The sequence below is a fragment of the Rhodanobacter sp. FW101-FHT13A11 genome, from assembly GCF_058790335.1.
Genome location: NZ_JBYTCN010000006.1, coordinates 120,797 through 138,629, shown reverse-complemented (window position 1 = coordinate 138,629; position 17,833 = coordinate 120,797). Strand labels below are relative to the sequence as shown.

The window sequence follows — 17,833 nt, the reverse complement described above, 5'->3', positions numbered from 1 at the left end:
CACGGGGAGACGGAGGTAATCAAACGGCGAAGACAGCGGGCAGGCCCGTAGCCAGTCGGCCACGCGGCCGATCCGTAACGAAGGGCCGCATTAATTGCCTCCGTCCTCTTGAATTGCCTTAAATTGCTTTCATCCCATCGAGCGGCGGCGCGGCGGACCACGACATGTCTAAACTTCGAGTGCAGAGTTTTTCGCTTTCTATCGACGGCTACGGCGCCGGGCCGGACCAGGATCTCGAGCATCCGCTCGGCGTCGGCGGCCCCCAACTGATGGAATGGTTTTTCCCCACCCGGCTGTGGCGGCGGATGCAGGGCGAGGACAGTGGCGAGAGCGGCGTCGACAACGACCTCGCCGAACAGGGTTTCGCCGGCATCGGCGCCTGGATCCTCGGACGCAACATGTTCGGTCCCGTGCGCGGCCCCTGGCCGGACGAAAGCTGGCAAGGCTGGTGGGGCGACGAGCCGCCCTACCACGTGCCGGTGTTCGTGCTCACCCACCATCCGCGCGCCAGCCTGCGCATGGCCGGCGGCACCACGTTCCACTTCGTCACCGACGGCATCGAGTCCGCCCTGCGCCAGGCGCAGGACGCGGCCGGCGGCCGCGACGTGCGCCTCGGCGGCGGCGTGGCCACCGTGCGGGAGTACCTGCGCGCCGGCCTGGTCGACGAACTGCACCTCGCCCTGCGCCCGGTGCTGCTCGGCCGCGGCGAACACCTGCTCGCCGGCATCGACCTGCCGGCGCTGGGCTACGCCTGCACCCGGCAAGTGATGGGCGAGCGCGCCTGCCACGTTTTCCTGCACAGGCGCACGTGACGGCCGTCGCGGCGCGGCGGGCGGCCTGATCCTGACGGCTCGGCGCGAGCGCATGGCAGAATCCCCCCATGCACATCTACCTGGTCGGCGGCGCGGTCCGCGACAAGCTGTTGAACCGCCCGGTGGTGGACCATGACCACGTGGTGGTCGGCGCGTTGCCGGAGCAATTGCTGGCGCTGGGCTACACGCCGGTGGGCAAGGACTTCCCGGTATTCCTGCACCCGCAGACGGGTGAGGAGTACGCGCTGGCGCGCACCGAGCGCAAGAGCGGACGCGGCTACCACGGCTTCGTGTTCCAGGCCGACCCGACGATCACGCTGGAGCAGGACCTGGCCCGGCGCGACCTCACCATCAACGCGATCGCCGAGGACGGGCACGGCGCGCTGACCGATCCGTTCGGCGGCGTGCGCGACCTCGAGGCGCGCGTGCTGCGCCACGTGTCGCCGGCGTTCGTCGAGGACCCGGTGCGAGTGCTGCGGGTGGCGCGCTTCGCCGCGCGCTTCGCGCCGCTGGGCTTCACGGTGGCCGACGAGACGATGGCGCTGATGCGGCAGATGGTGGCCGACGGCGAGGTCGACCACCTGGTGCCGGAACGCGTGTGGGCGGAGACGCGCAAGGCGCTGGGCGAGCCGCAGCCGTCCATGTTCCTGCGCGTGCTGCGCGCATGCGGCGCGCTGGCCGTGCTGTTTCCCGAGGTCGACGCGCTGTACGGCGTGCCGCAACGCGCCGAGTTCCACCCCGAGATCGACACCGGCGTGCACCTGGAGATGGTGCTGGACGCGGCAGCGCGACTGGCGCCGGGCGACGACGTGGTGGGCTTCTGCGCGCTGACCCACGACCTCGGCAAGGCGCTGACCCCGGCCGGCGAGCTGCCACGCCACATCGGCCACGAGCATCGCGGGGTGGCGCCGCTGCACGCGCTGGCCGCGCGGCTGAAGGTGCCGAACGAGCACGCCGCGCTGGCCGAACTGGTCTGCCGCGAGCACCTGAACGCGCACCGCGCGTTCGAGCTGAAGCCGGCCACCGTGCTGAAGCTGCTGGGCGCGCTGGACGCCCTGCGCCGGCCGGCCCGGCTGGACGCGTTCCTCGCCGCCTGCGCCGCCGACAAGCGCGGCCGGCTCGGCCACGGCGACGACGACTACCCGCAAGCGGCGTACCTGCGCGCCGCGCGCGCGGCGGCCGCGGCGGTGGATGCCGCCGGCTTCGTCGCGCAGGGCCTGGCCGGCCCGGCGATCGGCCAGGCGATGGAGCGGGCCCGCGTCGAGGCCATCGCCGCGCTGCGGACTCATCCTTCGCCAAGCGGATCCGCGGTATAAAGCCCGGATATCCATGCCCGCCCGGGCATGCATCGCTCTCATGATCCCAGCTGGAGTTGCCTGTGCCGCGCGCCTTCACCCCGACCTCGCCCCTGCGTCAGCGTTTCCGCCCGTTGTGGTGGCTGGCCGTCGTTTTCCTGATCGTCTCGCTGGCCACCCGCGTGGTGCTGCTGGCGATGTCCGGCAGCGAGGTGCCGCATACGCCGCTGAACCTGCTGTACGCGTTCGGCGTGGGCCTGGGCTACGACCTGGTCACCTTCGTCTACGTGGCGTGGCCGATGGTGCTGTTCCTGTGGCTGGTGCCGACGCGGCACGCCACCGTGTCCGGGCTGGCGCGCTGGTTGGCGTGGCTGCTGGTGCTGGCGCTGGTGTACGCGCTGTGCCTGGGCGCGCTGTACCTGCATTACCGCGCGCACCTGGGCATGACCTGGCCGCTGGTGCTGCCGTTCCTGCTGGTGCTGCCGCTGCCGGGCTTCGCCTATGCCTCGCGCACCGGCCAGTGGGTGCTGTACGGGCTGGCCCTGGCGCTGCTGTACGGGCTGCTGTTCGTGGCGGCGTCCGAGCTGGTGTTCTGGAACGAGTTCAGCGTGCGCTTCAACTTCATTGCGGTGGACTATCTGGTCTACACCAACGAGGTGATCGGCAACATCCGCGAGTCCTACCCGATCGGCCGCTGGCTGGCGCTGCTGGCGGCGGGCACGCTGGTGCTGTTCGCGATCGGCCGGCGCGCGTTGCACGTGCGCGACGACGGCAGCCGCTTCTGGCAGCGCGGCAAGGTGGCCCTGCTGTGGCTGGTGCTGACGACGATTTCGACGGCCGCGGTGAACGGCAGCATGAAGGATCGCACCGGCAACAACTACGTCAACGAGCTGGCCGGCAACGGCATCTACCAGTTCTTCAACGCGTTCCGCAGCAGCCACCTCGATTACGCGAAGTTCTACCGCACGCTGCCGGACGACGAGGCATTCCGCCGCGTGCGCGAGATGCTGAAGACCCCCGAGGCGACCTACGTCAGCGACGACCCGCAGGACCTCACCCGCGCGATCCGCCGGGTCGGCCCGGAGAAGCGCCTCAACGTGGTGCTGATCAGCGTGGAGAGCCTGTCCGGCGACTACCTCGGCACGTTCGGCAACCCGGACCACATCACGCCTTACCTCGACTCGCTGGTCGGCCAGAGCCTGTTCTTCGACAACCTGTACGCGAACGGCACGCGCACCGTGCGCGGGCTGGAGGCGCTGTCGCTGTCGGTGCCGCCCACGCCCGGCGATTCGCTGCTGAAGGAGCACGGCAACGAGAACCTGTTCTCGCTGGCCACCGTGTTCAACGATCGCGGCTACCAGTCGGACTTCGTCTACGGCGGCTACGGCGAGTTCGACAACATGAACTATTTCTTCAGCCACAACGGCTATCGCGCGGTGGACCGGCGCGACATCCCGAAGACCGCCGCGATCCACAGCGAGAACGTGTGGGGCGTGGCCGACGAGGACCTGTACACGCTGGCGCTGGGCCAGATGGACCGGATCCATGCCGAAGGCAAGCCGTTCTTCCTGCACGTCATGACCACCTCCAACCACCGGCCGTACACCTTCCCGGAAGGCCGCGTGAAGCAGGCCAACGGCACCCGCCTGGGCGCGGTGGCGTATACCGACTGGTCGATCGGCGATTTCATCCGGCGCGCGAGGGAGAAACCGTATTTCGACGACACCGTGTTCGTGATCACCGCCGACCACTGCGCCTCCAGCGCGGGCAAGACCAGCGTGCCGGTGAACCGCTACCACGTGCCGCTGTGGATCTACGCGCCGAAGCACATCCCGCCGCAGCGGGTGGACCGCCTGATGGGCCAGGTGGACATCGCGCCGACCCTGCTCGGCCTGCTCAACTTCAGCTACCGCTCGCGCTTCTTCGGCTACGACTTGTTCCAGCTCGAGCCCGGCCGCGAGCGCGCCTTCCCGGCCACCTACGAGAAGCTCGGCTACCTGCACCACGACGTGCTCACCGTGCTGGAGCCGCAGCGCAAGCTGGAGCAGATGAAGCCGGACTACGCCAGCGGCGATGCCACCCCGATCGTGCCGCAGAACGAGGAACAGATCGACCAGGCGGTGGCCTACTACCAGGTCGCCAGCGAGCTGTTCAAGCGCGGCCAGCTGGCGCGCCGCCCGGCCGACGCCACGCCGGTGGAACCGTTGCCGGCGAAGCCCGTCGCGGCCCCTGCGGCGGCCGGTTCGGCGACGACGCCGGCAGCGGCCGGTTCAGTCCCGCTGCCGGCGCACTGAACGCGCTTCCACGCTCGCCAGCACGCTGGCGAGCGGTGTGCGCAGCAACGGCAGCGCGACCAGGATGCCGGCGCCGTCGGCGAGCACGTCCAGCGCATCGGCGTCGCGCGGCGGATCCAGCCACTGCGCGAACTCGATGAAGACCCCGAAGGCCAGGCAGCCAAGCGCGGCCCAGCCGCGCGGGCGGCGCTCGCGATAGACGTTGCCCCACCAGCCCATCAGGCAGCAGAAGGTGGTCGCGTGCAGCAGCTTGTCGCCGTACGGGAAATCCAGCGTGATGCCGGGGTCCGGGGTCAGCGCCATCCACAGCGTCCACAGCATGATCAGCGCGCCGAGCAGCACCCACCAGACGTGCCAGCGCAGCCGCACCGGCGGTTGCGACGGCGCGCGTGGGCTCAAAGCCGCCCGCCCTGGTCGGCGGCCAGCAGCTCGGCCGGCAGCGGCAGCGCATCGAGGCCGCGTGCCAGCAGCATCGCCTGGAAGAGCTCGCCCATCTGCTCGGGCAGCATCAGCCGCTTCGCCTGCTGCGCCAGCCGGTAGCGGCCGTGCTCGTCGGCGACTTTCGCCTGGGCCTCCTCGAACACCTGCTGCAAGCCCGCGCCAATCAGGAACTGCGCCTGCGGCAGGTAGCCCGCCACGCCGAAGCCGGCGCTGTTGCCGGCCTCGGCCAGCGCGGTGAAGTCGACCGAGGCGGTGAGGTCGTTCATGCCCGGCAGGTACAGCGGGTCGTTGTGCGCGTGGTGGCGATAGTGCGCCATCAAGGTGCCGTCGTCGCGCTCGGGCAGGTAGTACTCGCGGCGCACGTAGCCATAGTCGATGAACAGCATCAGCCCGGCGGCCAGCGCGCCGGCCACCGCCTGCACCCAGTACGGCAGTTGCGGCAGGATCTCCGAACGGTAGCCATCGGTGAAATCGACGCCGAGGTCGCGCTCGACGTGGCGCACCGCCCCGGCCACCAGCGCGTCGGCCGGGCGGTCGACGCGGATCAGCCGGCCTTCGCCATCGAGCGCCACGTGCTCCTCGTAGACCTCGCCCTGGCGCATCGCAAAACGCGTGGCCGGCAGCGCGTCGATCACCTCGTTGGCGAACAGCACGCCGCGCCAGTCCTCTTCGGGCGGGCGATCCAGCCACTGTACGCGGGCGTGGAGCTCGGCGGGCAGGTTGGCGCGCAGCCGCTCGCGCTGGCGCTCGCGCAGGTCGGCGCTGGGCTCCAGGATCAGGTACTGCCGCGGCAGCGTGCCGCTGGCCGCCATCGCCTTCAGCGCCGCCTCGGCGAACGCGCCGCTGCCGCCGCCCAGCTCGAGGAAATCCGCCTGCTCGCCCAGCATCGCCAGCACCGGCTGCACCGCGTTGACCACGCAGCCGGCGAACAGGCCGCCCAGTTCCGGCGCGGTGACGAAATCGCCGGCCGCACCGAACTTGGTGCGCCCCGCGCTGTAGTAGCCCAGCCCCGGCGCATACAGGCAGCGCTCCATGTACTGCGAGAACGGCATCGGCCCGTGCGAGGCGATCTGCTCGCGCAGCAACTGCAGCAGGCGGTCGGAATGGGCGCGTTCTTCGGCCGTCGGTTCGGGGAGGCGGGAAGACATGGTCGTTGCCGGTCATGAAAAACGCGGCAAGCATAGCGGATGGGCTTGCGCATCTCGCGCCAACTCCCCCTGATGCAACCGTAGGAGCGCACCCTGTGCGCGATGCTCTTCGTCACGTCGCGCAAAAGCATCGCGCACAGGGTGCGCTCCTACAAACGAATGCGGGTTGCGAAGGAGATCAGAAATCCTTCTGCAGGCTCAGGTACACGCCGCGGCGCGGGCCGAACTGCGGCGCACCGACGCCGATGCCGCTGCCGTCACGCAGTTCGTACGTGCGGTCCAGCGCATTGATCAGCGCCAGCTGGGTGTGCAGCTTGCCGAAGCGCTCGAACGCAAAGTCGTGCGACAGGTTGAGGTTGAGCTGGAAGTACGCCGGCAACGAGGCGCCGTTCGGCACCGCGCCGTCCTTGCGCAGGCCGCTGCCGAACAGGTAGTCGGCGCCGATCCTGGTGCCGTCGTCCAGCGCGTAGTTGATGCCGCCGGACGAGGTGAGCCTCTGGTCGTGGTCGAGGAAGATCCAGTGGTTGTTGACCCAGGCCAGGTCGTCCGGCGCGAAGTTGTACTGGCTGGTGATGATGCGCTTGCCAATCGCCTTGCCGAGCGACGCGTTGAAGTAGGCGGACAGCGGCCCGTGCTCGTAGTTGGCGGTGAACTCCACGCCCTTCACCCGGCCCGCTTCGTAGTTGAAGGTGGAGTAGACCAGCGCGGAGCCGAACTGGCCTTCGTCCTGCAGGCGCCGCACCTTGCGGTAGTAGGCGTCCACGCCGACGGTCCAGGCCGAACCGATGTTCTGCGAGATGCCGGCGTCGAAATAATCCGAGCGCTCGGCCAGCGGCGTGTTGTTGCCCATGTCCGACACGGCATTGGTGGTGCCGTCGAACTTGGCGATGTTCGAGCTGGCGATCATCTCGGTCGCCGGCGGAGTGAAGTAGCGCGAGTAGCCGGCGTGGACGGTGGTGCTGCCGGTGGCCTGCCAGACCAGGCCCAGGCGCGGGCTCAGCTGGCTCTCGCTGCGCACCAGCTGGTAGCGGTCGCCGCGCAGGCCGTAGTTCAGCGTCCAGTCGTCGCCGATGCTCCATTCATCCTGCACGTAGGCCGACCAGGTCTTCGCCACGAGGCGGCTGCCGTCGAGAATGTTGATCGGCGTGGTGCTGGTCTGGTTGCCGCCGGCGTCGGCGGGAAACACCCAGGCATTGTTGCCGCTGATGGCGCGCTCGAAGCTGCCGTAGATGCCATAGCGCAGGGTATGGCGGTCGCCCAGCGGCGTGGCGAAATCGGCCTGCAGGGTGCTGGCGCGGTTGCTGCGGCTGACGGCGGAGGCGACGCCGTTGAACATCAGCTCGCCGATCCGGTCCGGGCTGTAGGCGAGGCTGCTGTAGCGCTGGCCCACCGACACCTGGTAGTCGGTCGCGCCCAGCTTGCCCTGCAGCGCCAGCACGCCGAAGCGGGTGTTCTCGCGCTGGCGCCCATCGAGATCGGCGGAGTTGAAGTCCACCATGTCGAGATAGCCGAACTGCGGCGTCTGGTGCGGATTGTTGGGGATCTGGAAGCGGTTGTTGGCCGCCCCGAACAGGAAGCTCAGGCGGGTGTCGTTGTCGATCAGGTAGCTGATGTCGCCGAAGCCCTTCGCCTGGTTGGTGTGGTCGTGGATCGGCTTTTTGCTCGGCGTGGGGTTCTCGATGCCGGCGTCGTTCTTCATGGTGTTGCCGGTGAGGAACCAGCTCCAGCGGTCGTTGCTGCCCCAGACCGACGCATTCGGGCTGAGCGTGCCGTTGCTGCCGCCGGTGATGCCCACGCTGCCGCCATTGCCCAGTTCGCTGCCGCTCCTGGTGGTGATGTCGACCACGGCCGCGGTGCGCAGGCCATACTGCGCCGGCAGCGCGCCGTCGAGCAGCTTGACGGTGCGGATGGTGCGCGCGTCGAGGCTCTGGCCGAAGCCGCCGATCGACTCGGGGATGATCACGCCATTGATGCGGTACTGCAGGTTCGCGTGGTCGCCGCGCACGTGCACGCCGCCGTAGGAATCCTGCACCACGCCCGGTGCCTGCAGCAGCACCTGGTTCACCGGCGTGGAGGCGCCCAGCGGCAGCTGCGCGATCGCCTGCTGGTCGATCACGTACTGGCTGGAGCCGGTATCCGGCGACAGCGCGTTGCGCGCCTGGTCCAGCGCGCCGGTCACCGAGACCGCGCCGAGATCCTTCACCTGGGCCGACGGCTTGTTGCGGCTGCCGCCCTCGGTACGACTTTCCGTATCCGCGGCGGCGACAGGAGCATCGGCGGACGGCGGCGGGGCCGCGCCGGTAGCGCGGACGGCGGTCGTGCCCAGCGCGACGGCGAGGCTCAGGGCAAGCATGGAAGGTTTCATCAGGAATCCCGGCAAGGAACGAACAAGGCGCACATGGAAGATTTGTGATGTTATAACATTACTGAATGTTATCCCACCCTGCCTGCGCCGAAAGTCATGCCTGGCGGGGGAACCGTGGCCGGCACGGCACGCCGTTGGGTCGCGCTTCACGCCGGGCTCCTAGACTGCGCCGATGGAGGCCACGGAATCGCGCACATGACCCGGCACAGCAAGCAGGTACCCGCGGTGATCGCACCGGCCGAGCGCGGCCGGATCGCCGAGGCGATCCTGGACTTCGTCAGCCACGTGCCGGACAGCTCGGTCGCCGGCAGCACGGCTCCCGCGGACGCAGTGCGTCGGCTGGCCAGCCGCGCCGCCCGGCGCGCCGCGCTCACCGCCGGCTCGCTGGCGCTGCCGCCCGGCCCGCTGGGCTGGCTGACCCTGCTGCCGGAACTGCTCGCGATCTGGAAGATCCAGGCGCAGATGGTCAGCGACATCGCCGCGGCCTACGGCCGCCACGCCACGCTGGGCCGCGAGCAGATGCTGTGGTGCCTGTTCCGCCACACCACCGCGCAGGCATTCCGCGACCTGGTGGTGCGCATGGGCGACCGGCTGGTGTTCCGGCAGGCGTCGTACGGCGTGGTCGAGCGCATCGCCAGGCAGGTCGGCATCAAGCTCACCCGGCGCACGCTGGGCAGCGGGGTTGCGCGCTGGCTGCCGGTGATCGGCGCGCTCGGCGTCGGCGCCTACGCGCACCACGACACCGGACAGGTCGCCCGCACCGCGATCGCGATGTTCGAGGGCGAGTTCGCGTTCGAGGACGCCGGTACAGCGCGCAAGGTCGCCGCCACCGCGCACAAGGCTGCCGACCACGCGCCGCGCAGGCCGCCGGCTGATTGAGCCGCGCGGGATGACGCGCTGCCGCCTTTGCGGCAAGCTGGGGCCTGCATAGCCGCCGGAGCCGCACGATGCCGCCACGCCATGATCGCCCCGTCGCCCTGGTCACCGGCGCCGGCCGGCGCGTCGGCGCCGTGACTGCGCGCACGCTGCACGCGGCCGGCTACGACCTGGCGCTGCACTACCGCCACTCCGCCGACGACGTCCGCGCGCTGGCCGGCGAACTGGAGCGACAGCGCGGCGGCAGCACCCTGCTGCTGCAGGCCGAACTGGCCGAACTGCCGGCGTTGCCGGCGCTGATCGCGCAATTGCTGGCGCACTATGGACGGCTCGATGCGCTGGTCAACAACGCTTCGGCGTTCTTTCCCACGCCGCTGGGCACGGCGACGCCGCAGCAATGGGACCGCTTGTTCGCCTCCAACGCGCAGGCGCCGTTCTTCCTCAGCCAGGCGGCGATCCCGGCGTTGCGCGAGGCGCGCGGCGGCATCGTCAACATGATCGACATCTACGCCGAGCGTCCGCTGGCGGAACACACCGTGTATTGCATGGCGAAGGCCGCGCTGGCCGCGATGACCCGCTCGCTGGCGCTGGAGCTGGGTCCGGAGATCCGCGTCAACGGCGTGGCGCCCGGCGCGGTGCTGTGGCCCAGCGACGGCAAGCCGTACGCCGACCAGCAGGCGATGCTGGCACGCACCCCGCTGCAGCGCGCCGGCACGCCGGAAGATGTCGCCGGCGCGGTGCTGTGGCTGCTGCGCGATGCGCCGTTCGTCACCGGGCAGATCATCCGCGTGGACGGCGGGCGCACGCTGTCGGTGTGAGTTTCGCGAAGAGCACCAAGAGCACCCCAGCCTTGCCCTCCCCTACAGAGCAGGGGAGGGTATTGCGGCATGCTCGGGCTTCGCGGTTGCGTGGTCCGCGTACCGGTTACTTCTTCTTCGGCGCGAAGGCCTGCTGCAGCAGCGCCTGGTCGAAGCCGACGCTGGCCTCGCCCGCTTCCGCGTAGCGGTACAGCGCGGCCGAGTAGATGCCTTGCAACGACGCCTGGACCAGCCCGAGCAGGGTCAGCCCCAGCACCACCACGACTGCCGCCAGCACGATCGCGGCGGCCGATTGCAGCACGACGGCGCCGCCGATCAACGCCGCGCCGAGCAGCACCGCCAGCACCATCAGCAGGCCGAACACCACGCCGATGCCGCCGTTGCCGATCAGGTTCTCGCCCCAGCTGCGCTTGAGCAGTTCCACGCTGCGCTTCACCGCATCGACCGGGCCGACGCCCTCGCTGGCCAGCACCGGCACCACCAGGAAGGTGGCCACGGTCCAGGCCAGCCCGATGAAGCCGGCCGCCAGCCGGCCGATCAGGCCGAGCCGCTCCTGCACCATCCGCAGCAGCAGCCCGACGGTGGCGGCGATCAGCGCGTAGCCGAGGATCTGCGGCAGCCTCGCGCGGGCCAGCGCGAAGCCGGCCCCCACGCTGGCCGGCTCGCCGCGCAGGTGCATCAGCGCCACGCCGGTCAGTGCGGTCTGGAAGAAGATGATCACGAAGTACTGCACGAGGTAGAAGCAGAACATCAGCAGGTAGGTGCCCGCCGACATGTGCCGCCCGATCTGCTCGCCGGCCTGCTGCTGGCCGACCATCGCCATGCCGACCGGCACCAGGAAACTGGCCGCCACCAGCAGCGTGCACAGGCCCGACAGCAACGGAAACACCAGCAACGACTTGTCCGAACGCAGCACCGCCGCGCTCGCCTTCATCAACGCCCAACTGCGTGCGAATTTCCCGGCCATGCGTCTCTCCCCCTTCGTCCGTGGATCGCGAGTGCGCCCTTTCTAGCACCCGCCGCATCCGTGCGACAGTGCGCTTCACTCAATCCGGCAGCGCTTCGACCTGCAGCGGCTCGTGCCCCGCCGGAAACGCCGCCCACAGCTCGGCCATGCTCCGCCCGCTGACCGGATGCCGGAACGCCGGCGCGATGTCGGCGATCGGCCGCAGCACGAACGCGTGCCGCAGCTCCTTGCGCGGGATCTGCAGGTGGCCTGGGCCGTCGAGCACCAGGGCGTCGTAGAACACGATGTCGATGTCCAGCGTGCGGTCCGCATAGCGCGGCACGTCGCGGCGGCGGCCATGGCGGTCCTCCAGCGCATGCAGCCAGTCGTTCAGCGCCGCGGGCGACAGCCCGGTGTCCAGCCCCACCGCCAGGTTGACGAAGTCTGCGCCGTCGAAGCCCACCGACTTGCTGCGATACGCCGGCGACACGTCGATCCCGCCGAAGCGCTCGCGCAACGCGACGATCGCCGCCGGCAGGTGGCGCTGCGGTTCGAGGTTGGAACCCAGGCTCAGGTAGACACGCGCCATCATTAGAGCCTCTTGAATGCCTCCGCATGGCCCGCGCCGGGAGCTGTTTGCGCGCAGGCCAAGGAAGAATGAAGGAGTGGACGTCGGTCCATGACTGAGTGATGACGCTGGCATGCGGGCAAACAGACCCGGCCCTTCGGGTTGTCTTGCCGTGGCCGCCATGCGGCAGCGCGCGGCTTGGCCTGCCAGCCAGGCAGGCGCTGCGCCACGCGCCACCACCTGACGGCCACGGCAAGACAACGCGGGCTATGCGGAGGCATTCAAGAGGCTCTAAGTCCGCGTGCCGCGTTCGATGCACACGCCGACGGCCTTGGCGCCGCGCACCGCGCCCGGCTTGGACAGCTTCAGGCGCACCCAGCCGACCCCGAACTCCTCGCGGATGATCCCCGCGCAGCGTTCGGCCAGCGTCTCGACCAGGCCGAAGCTGGACGCGCCCACGTAATCGATCAGGCGCCTGGACACCTCCTTGTAGTTCAGCGTCAGCGCGATGTCGTCGCTGCCTGCCGGCACGGTGTTGTCGAACGCCATCTCGATGTCGAACGACAGCGTCTGCCGCACCCGGCGCTCCCAGTCGTAGATGCCGATGACGGCGTCGATGCGCAGGTCTTCGATGAAAACGGTGTCCATGGCGGCGATTCGTGGGGCGATGGCCGTACAGGGTCCGCGAGCCGGCGACCGGATGCAAGCCCATGCCATGCCGGCCGCCATGCGATCATGCACGGATGACCGCTTTCAGCACGCTTCCGCTCAAACCCGCCCTGCTCGCCAGCGTCGACACGCTCGGCTATGCCGGGATGACCCCGGTGCAGGCGCAAAGCCTGCCGCCGATGCTGCAAGGCCGCGACGTGATCGCGCAGGCGCAGACCGGCAGCGGCAAGACCGCCGCGTTCGGGCTGGGCCTGCTGCAGGCGCTGGACGCGGACACGATCCGGTTGCAGGCGCTGGTGCTGTGCCCCACCCGCGAGCTGGCCGACCAGGTCAGCAAGGCGATCCGCAAGCTGGCCGCGAACATCCCGAACGTGAAGCTGCTGACCCTGTGCGGCGGCATGCCGCTGGGGCCGCAGCTGGCCTCGCTGACGCATGACCCGCACATCGTGGTCGGCACGCCCGGCCGCGTGCAGGAACATCTCAAGCGCGGCAGCCTGCACGGCGGCGGCATCAAGGTGCTGGTGCTGGACGAGGCCGACCGCATGCTCGACATGGGCTTTGCCGAGGCGATCGACGACATCGTCGGGCGCATCGCCAAGCACCACCAGACCCTGCTGTTCTCGGCGACGTATCCGGACGAGATCCGCGCGGTGAGCCAGCGCGTGCAGAACAATCCGGTCGAGGTCACGGTGGAGGCGCCCGTCGAGGAAAAACCGGCGATCGAGCAGCAGTTCATCGAGGTGGAGCCCGCGCAGAAACTTGATGCGCTGGCGCAGCTGCTGGCCGGCGAGCGCGGCCAGCACGCGCTGGTGTTCTGCAACATGCGCAAGGACGTGGATGCGGTGGCGCAGGAGCTGGACCGCCGCGGCTACTCCGCGCTGGCCCTGCACGGCGACATGGAACAGCGCGACCGCGACGAGGTGCTGGTGCGCTTCGCCAACCGCAGCTGCAACGTGCTGGTGGCCACCGACGTGGCCGCGCGCGGACTGGACATCGTCGCGCTGCCGCTGGTGCTGAGCTACGACGTGGCGCACGACCCGGACACCCACACCCACCGCATCGGCCGCACCGGCCGCGCCGGCGAGGCGGGCCTGGCGATCACCCTGTGCACGCCGCGCGAGCGGCCGAAGGCGGCGAACATCGAGGAACTGAACGGCGCGCCGCTGCCGTGGCGTGCGTTGAAGATCGCGCCGCCGCGCGGCAAGACGCTGCAGCTGGCGCCGATGAAGACCCTGGTGATCGACGCCGGCCGGCAGGACAAGCTGCGCCCCGGCGACATCCTCGGCGCGCTTACCGGCGCGGCCGGGCTGGAGGCGAAGGACATCGGCAAGATCGACGTGTTCGCCACCCGTGCCTACGTGGCGATCGGCCGCGCGCTGGCGAACAAGGCGCTGGAGCGCCTGCGCGCCGGCCGGATCAAGGGCCGCAACTTCCGCGTGCGTCCGCTAGGCTAGGCTCCCGCCACCCGTCCGGAAGCCGACCCGATGCTGCGCTGGTTCGCCTGCCTCCTCGCCCTGCTCGCCTGCGCGGCCGCGCACGCCGCCGACATCCCGGTCTACGGCTACCGGGTCGTGCACGTCTATCCGCACGACACCGGCGCGTATACCGAAGGCCTGTTCTACAAGGACGGCTATCTCTACGAGAGCACCGGCGAGGCGGGTTCCTCCACCGTGCGCAAGGTGGAGCTGGCGAGCGGCGAGACGGTGCAGCGGCACAACCTGCCGGCGCGCTATTTCGGCGAGGGCATCGTCGACTGGAAGGACCGCCTGGTGCAGCTCACCTGGAAGAGCGGGACCGGCTTCGTCTACGACCTGGCCAGCTTCGCGCTGCAACGCAATTTCAGCTACCCGGGCGAGGGCTGGGCGCTGACCCGCGACGACACGCACCTGTACATGAGCGACGGCACGCCGGTGCTGCGCGTGCTCGATCCGGAAACGCTGGCCGTGGTCCGCCGCATCCGCGTCACCGCCGACGGCGTGCCGGTGACCAACCTCAACGAGCTGGAGTGGGTCGACGGCGAGATCTACGCCAATGTCTGGCTCACCGACCGCATCGCGCGGATCGACCCGGCCAGCGGCCACGTGGTGGGCTGGATCGACCTCGGCGGCTTGTTCGACATCAGCCAGCTGCCGGATCCCGGCGACGACGTGCTCAACGGGATCGCCTGGGACGCGCGGCACAAGCGCCTGTTCGTCACCGGCAAGTGCTGGCCGAAGCTGTTCGAGATCCGGCTGCTGAAGAAGCGGCCCGCGCGCTGAGCGCCGGCCGCGTCACAGCGCGTCGAGGTAGGCGGACAACGCCTGCACGTCGGCGGCGTCCAGCGTCTCGACCACGCCCTGCATCACCTTCGCGTTGCTGGTGCCGCTGCGCGCGCCGCTCTTGAAGTCGGCCAGCTCCTTGGCCAGGTACAGCGCGGACTGCCCGCGCAGGCGTGGCCAGCTCGCCCACGGCGGCGGCGGCGCGCTGCTCGGGTGCGGCCGCGGCCCCAGCGCGTCCGCGCCGTGGCAGCCCTGGCAGGGCGGTATGCCCTTGGCGGGATCGCCGGCGAGGTACAGCTGCGCGCCGCGTGACGCGGCATCGGCGCGCCCGGCCGGCTTCGGCGCCAGCGCGGCGTAGTAGCTGGCCAGGTCGCGCATGTCGGCGTCGCTCAGCGCGGCGGCCTGGCCGCTCATCACCGGATCGCTGCGCAGGCCGTCGTGGAACTCCTTCAGCTGCACGTACAGGTAGGTGGCCGATTGCCCGGCCAGGTTGGGGAAATTCGGCGCGATCGCCACGCCCTGCGCGCCATGGCAGGCCGCGCATACCGCGGCCTTGCCCGCGCCGGCCCGGGCGTCGCCGCTGACCGGCTGCATGCGGCGCAGGTCCGCCACCCTGGCCGGCGCGGCGGCGTGAGGCGGCTCCTGCGCCCCGGCGCCTGCGGCAACGCCCGACGCCAGCAGGAACAACAGCAGGAGGCTAGTGCGATACATCATCCCGGCGCTCCTCACAGTTTAAGGTTCAGCATCACGCCGACCAGGCTGACGCTGTAGTGCAGCTGGCCACCCTTGTCGGTATAGATCCTGTGGTCGTAGCTGAGCGTGTTGTCGAAACCGGCGTAATGCCAGTCGCTGAACGCACCGGTTTCGTAGCGGCCGAACACGCGCACGCCGACGCTGCGGTTGACCGTGAAGTTCACCCCCAGATCCAGCGTGTTGGTGCGGTACTTGTTGTCGGGAAAACCGCTGCCGGATGCGGCGACCGCGGTGGGGTCGCGGTAGGCCAGCGCGCCGATCGTGGCGTAGCTGTAGCCGACGTGGCCGAACGAACCGGTGTAGTTGTAGCTGCCGTCCAGGCGCACGCGACCGAAGTCGTGGCTGAAACTCAGGCCCGCGTTGCGGTTGCTCTCGCGGTCCAGTTCCCACCACTGGTTCGCGTACGGATACAGCGGCCCGCCGAGATTCGGATTGGTCTGGCCGATCGTGCCCAACGCCTTGCCGTTGTCCGGCCCGTCCGCATCGTTGACGTTGGAGATGCCCATGCGCGAGCTTTCCGCGCCGAGGTAGGCGTTCACCGTGGTGGCCGGGGTCGGCTGCCAGTCCCACTGCACGGTGGCGCCGGTGGTCTGGGTGTTCTGCCGGCCGATCAGGGCGTCGTAGCGGTCGCGGTTGCCGTAGAAGGTGGCCGACAGCGTGGCCGACTCGCCCCACGGATGGGTGATGATCACGCGCGCCTTGCTCTCGGTGCGGTTGGACAGGTCGTACTTGCGCATGTCGGCAACGGTGTGCACGGCGATGCCGTTGGCCGGTACGACGAAGCCAGGCAGCGACCTGGAGAAGAACTGCTCGTACGGATCGTAGTTGTACCTGTCGCCGTCGCGCCTGGCGTACTCCCAGCTCAGGCGCACGGTGGCGCCGATCACGTCGCGGCTGACCCAGTCGAACTTGATGCGCTGGTCGTCCACGCGCCTGCGCTCGCGGTACTTCGGCCGGTTGTGATCGAAGGTGTAGACGACGCCGAGCGAGCTCTTGCTGCCGAACTGCCAGTCGCCGCCCAGCTCGAAGAGGGTGTCGGTGTAGCCGAACGGGTTATTGCGCACGGTGACGTTGGCCGAACGGTACAGCGGGTTGCGCGAGTCGAAGATGCCGGTCTCGCCCGGCACCACGCTGCCCTGCGAGCCGTTCTCGGAGATGTAGCCGTACTGGCCGGTGAGCGGGTTGTAGGCGAGGTAGCGGGTCTTGTCGTCCTCGCGGTACCAGCGCAGCCCGGCGTGCCAGCCGAACGCGGCGGTGGGATGGAAGCTGACGCGGGCGTCGAGGAGGCCGGTGTCGATGCGTGCGTTCGCGTTCTTCCGCGACAGCGCCGCGGTGGTGTTCCAGTTGGCGCACTGGAAGGTGTAGTTCACCGGCGGCGCGATGAAGATGCCGCCGGTGCCGACGCAGGTGGTGGGCGCCAGCAGCGCGTCGTTCTGGCGCATCGTGCCCCACGCGCCGGCCACGGTGAACTGGCCGTTCCCCTTCAGCTCGCGCGACAGGTCCAGGCGCAGGTTGTGGTAGTCGTTGTCCGGCTCCAGCGAGAACTGGCCGTTCTTGATGTCGGCCACCTGCGGCGTGCCGACCACGTTCCACAGGCGGAACGGGCTCTCGAAGTTCAGGTGATCCTTGTGGTTGCGGAAGAACGAGCCGTTGTAGGTGGCGAGGAAGCGCCACACCTTGCCCACGTTGCGCAGGCTGAGGTTGATATCGGTGGTGCGGAAGTCGATCGGCCGCACCGTCTCCAGCACGCCGCCGTTGTCGGGGAACGGGAAGTTGAAGAACATCGAGCCGCCCCACAGGCGGGTGCCCGTGCGCTTCTCGTTGGTGATCGAAGCCGAGCCGATCCAGTCGCGGTACAGCACGCCCTCGTAACCCAGCCCCGCGCGCGTGCGGGTGAGGCCGATGCTGCGCCGTGGCGTGGCTGCCGATGCCGCGGCCACCTGCGCCGGCGTGCTGGCACCGGCAACCAGCGGCGCGGGGAGGGTCAGGTCGGTGCCGCCGACGCCGTTCCAGATCGGGTAGGCACTGGTCGACACCGTATGCGGCATGTCGCGGTAGAACGCCTCGATCCGGTAGCTGCCGTACCTGCCGCCGCGCAGGCGGTAGAACTGGTCGTCGCCGCTGATCCGGCTGCCGCGGAAATCCACGTAGCTGCCGGTCTTGCGGTTGTTGAAATCGAGCGCGAACAGGCCGAGCACGGCGCCGCTCTTCCAGTCGTCGTACTGGCGGAAGTACTCCGCGTTGCGGTCACCGCCGACATGCAGGTAGCCGAACTGGAGCAGCCCGGCATAGGTCCAGTCGCCCTGGCCCAGCGGCCTGCCCGCATCGGCCATCGGCGGGTACGGATACAGCGCGCCGGTGGGCGTGCGCAGCATGCCGGGATGCAGGTAGGACGTCCCGTCCGGGTCGGCCGGGTACAGCATCGGCGTCCAGCCGCGCAGGTCGAGCCCGTTGCCGTACTGCATGTCGCCCACGCGCATGGTGCCGCTGGTATCGCCGGCCATCGCGCACTGCATGCCGAGCAGGCCGGCCAGCAATCCCAATGCCAGGGCTTTCGGCGTCGTGCGATTTCCTTTCTGCGCAAGCATCG

General features: G+C 69.6%; 15 protein-coding genes. 7 read left to right on the top strand and 8 right to left on the bottom strand.

The features are described 5' to 3' along the window. Positions 1–164 precede the first annotated feature (164 nt). The 3 genes from AC3WRN_RS08890 (at position 165) to AC3WRN_RS08880 (ending at position 4,401) form a co-directional block, all read left to right on the top strand. Positions 165–812: a dihydrofolate reductase family protein gene (locus tag AC3WRN_RS08890; RefSeq protein ID WP_068097466.1), complete on the top strand. Its 648-nt coding sequence runs from the start codon at positions 165–167 to the stop codon at positions 810–812. Between the two features lie 68 nt (positions 813–880). Next, positions 881–2,128 (top strand): multifunctional CCA addition/repair protein, encoded by a 1,248-nt coding sequence (locus AC3WRN_RS08885; protein WP_492622696.1) that lies wholly within the window; start codon positions 881–883, stop codon positions 2,126–2,128. Between the two features lie 62 nt (positions 2,129–2,190). Next, a complete protein-coding gene (locus AC3WRN_RS08880) occupies positions 2,191–4,401 on the top strand; it encodes an LTA synthase family protein (RefSeq protein ID WP_492622695.1) in 2,211 nt (736 codons plus the stop codon). On the opposite strand, the gene AC3WRN_RS08875 is transcribed toward AC3WRN_RS08880, so the two are convergent. The 3 genes from AC3WRN_RS08875 to AC3WRN_RS08865 all read right to left on the bottom strand — a co-directional run bounded on the left by AC3WRN_RS08875 (position 4,378) and on the right by AC3WRN_RS08865 (position 8,355). After that, entirely contained in the window at positions 4,378–4,800 is a 423-nt protein-coding gene (locus AC3WRN_RS08875) for a VanZ family protein (protein WP_492622694.1), read from the bottom strand. The genes AC3WRN_RS08880 and AC3WRN_RS08875 overlap by 24 nt on opposite strands. Further along, complete coding sequence (locus AC3WRN_RS08870; RefSeq protein ID WP_492622693.1) at positions 4,797–5,990, bottom strand: class I SAM-dependent methyltransferase; 1,194 nt, start codon at positions 5,988–5,990, stop codon at positions 4,797–4,799. Before AC3WRN_RS08870 ends, AC3WRN_RS08875 begins: the two co-directional genes overlap by 4 nt. 178 nt (positions 5,991–6,168) lie before the next feature. Then, the gene (locus AC3WRN_RS08865; RefSeq protein WP_492622692.1) at positions 6,169–8,355 is read right to left on the bottom strand and encodes a TonB-dependent receptor; all 2,187 of its coding nucleotides are present in this window, start codon (positions 8,353–8,355) and stop codon (positions 6,169–6,171) included. 195 nt (positions 8,356–8,550) lie between these two features. On the opposite strand from AC3WRN_RS08865, the gene AC3WRN_RS08860 reads away from it, so the two are divergent. Further along, positions 8,551–9,234 carry a hypothetical protein gene (locus AC3WRN_RS08860; protein ID WP_492622691.1) on the top strand — a complete coding sequence of 228 codons (684 nt, stop codon included), beginning with the start codon at positions 8,551–8,553 and terminating at the stop codon, positions 9,232–9,234. A gap of 68 nt (positions 9,235–9,302) precedes the next feature. Then, on the top strand, positions 9,303–10,049 hold the full coding sequence (locus tag AC3WRN_RS08855) for a pteridine reductase (protein WP_492622690.1): 747 nt from the start codon (positions 9,303–9,305) through the stop codon (positions 10,047–10,049). Positions 10,050–10,155: 106 nt separating this feature from the next. Here AC3WRN_RS08855 and AC3WRN_RS08850 read toward each other — a convergent pair whose 3' ends face one another. From AC3WRN_RS08850 to folB, 3 genes are all read right to left on the bottom strand, one after another. Further along, positions 10,156–11,016, bottom strand: a complete 861-nt coding sequence (locus AC3WRN_RS08850) for a DUF6159 family protein (RefSeq protein ID WP_492622689.1) — start codon at positions 11,014–11,016, stop codon at positions 10,156–10,158. Positions 11,017–11,095: 79 nt separating this feature from the next. Then, the gene (folK, locus tag AC3WRN_RS08845) at positions 11,096–11,584 is read right to left on the bottom strand and encodes a 2-amino-4-hydroxy-6-hydroxymethyldihydropteridine diphosphokinase (protein WP_068097607.1); all 489 of its coding nucleotides are present in this window, start codon (positions 11,582–11,584) and stop codon (positions 11,096–11,098) included. Between the two features lie 270 nt (positions 11,585–11,854). Then, positions 11,855–12,211, bottom strand: a complete 357-nt coding sequence (gene folB / locus AC3WRN_RS08840; RefSeq protein ID WP_068097495.1) for a dihydroneopterin aldolase — start codon at positions 12,209–12,211, stop codon at positions 11,855–11,857. Positions 12,212–12,306: 95 nt separating this feature from the next. On the opposite strand from folB, the gene dbpA reads away from it, so the two are divergent. Together dbpA and AC3WRN_RS08830 are read left to right on the top strand one after the other, a co-directional pair. Then, positions 12,307–13,686, top strand: coding sequence for an ATP-dependent RNA helicase DbpA (dbpA, locus tag AC3WRN_RS08835; RefSeq protein WP_068097497.1), 1,380 nt, complete (start codon positions 12,307–12,309; stop codon positions 13,684–13,686). A 30-nt stretch (positions 13,687–13,716) separates the two neighbouring features. Further along, entirely contained in the window at positions 13,717–14,490 is a 774-nt protein-coding gene (locus AC3WRN_RS08830; protein WP_068097499.1) for a glutaminyl-peptide cyclotransferase, read from the top strand. A gap of 12 nt (positions 14,491–14,502) precedes the next feature. Here the strand turns inward: AC3WRN_RS08830 and AC3WRN_RS08825 are convergent, their stop codons facing one another. Beyond that, positions 14,503–15,204, bottom strand: coding sequence for a c-type cytochrome (locus AC3WRN_RS08825; RefSeq protein WP_068097504.1), 702 nt, complete (start codon positions 15,202–15,204; stop codon positions 14,503–14,505). 11 nt (positions 15,205–15,215) lie between these two features. Further along, positions 15,216–17,831 (bottom strand): MtrB/PioB family outer membrane beta-barrel protein, encoded by a 2,616-nt coding sequence (locus AC3WRN_RS08820; RefSeq protein WP_068097506.1) that lies wholly within the window; start codon positions 17,829–17,831, stop codon positions 15,216–15,218. Positions 17,832–17,833: the final 2 nt, after the last annotated feature.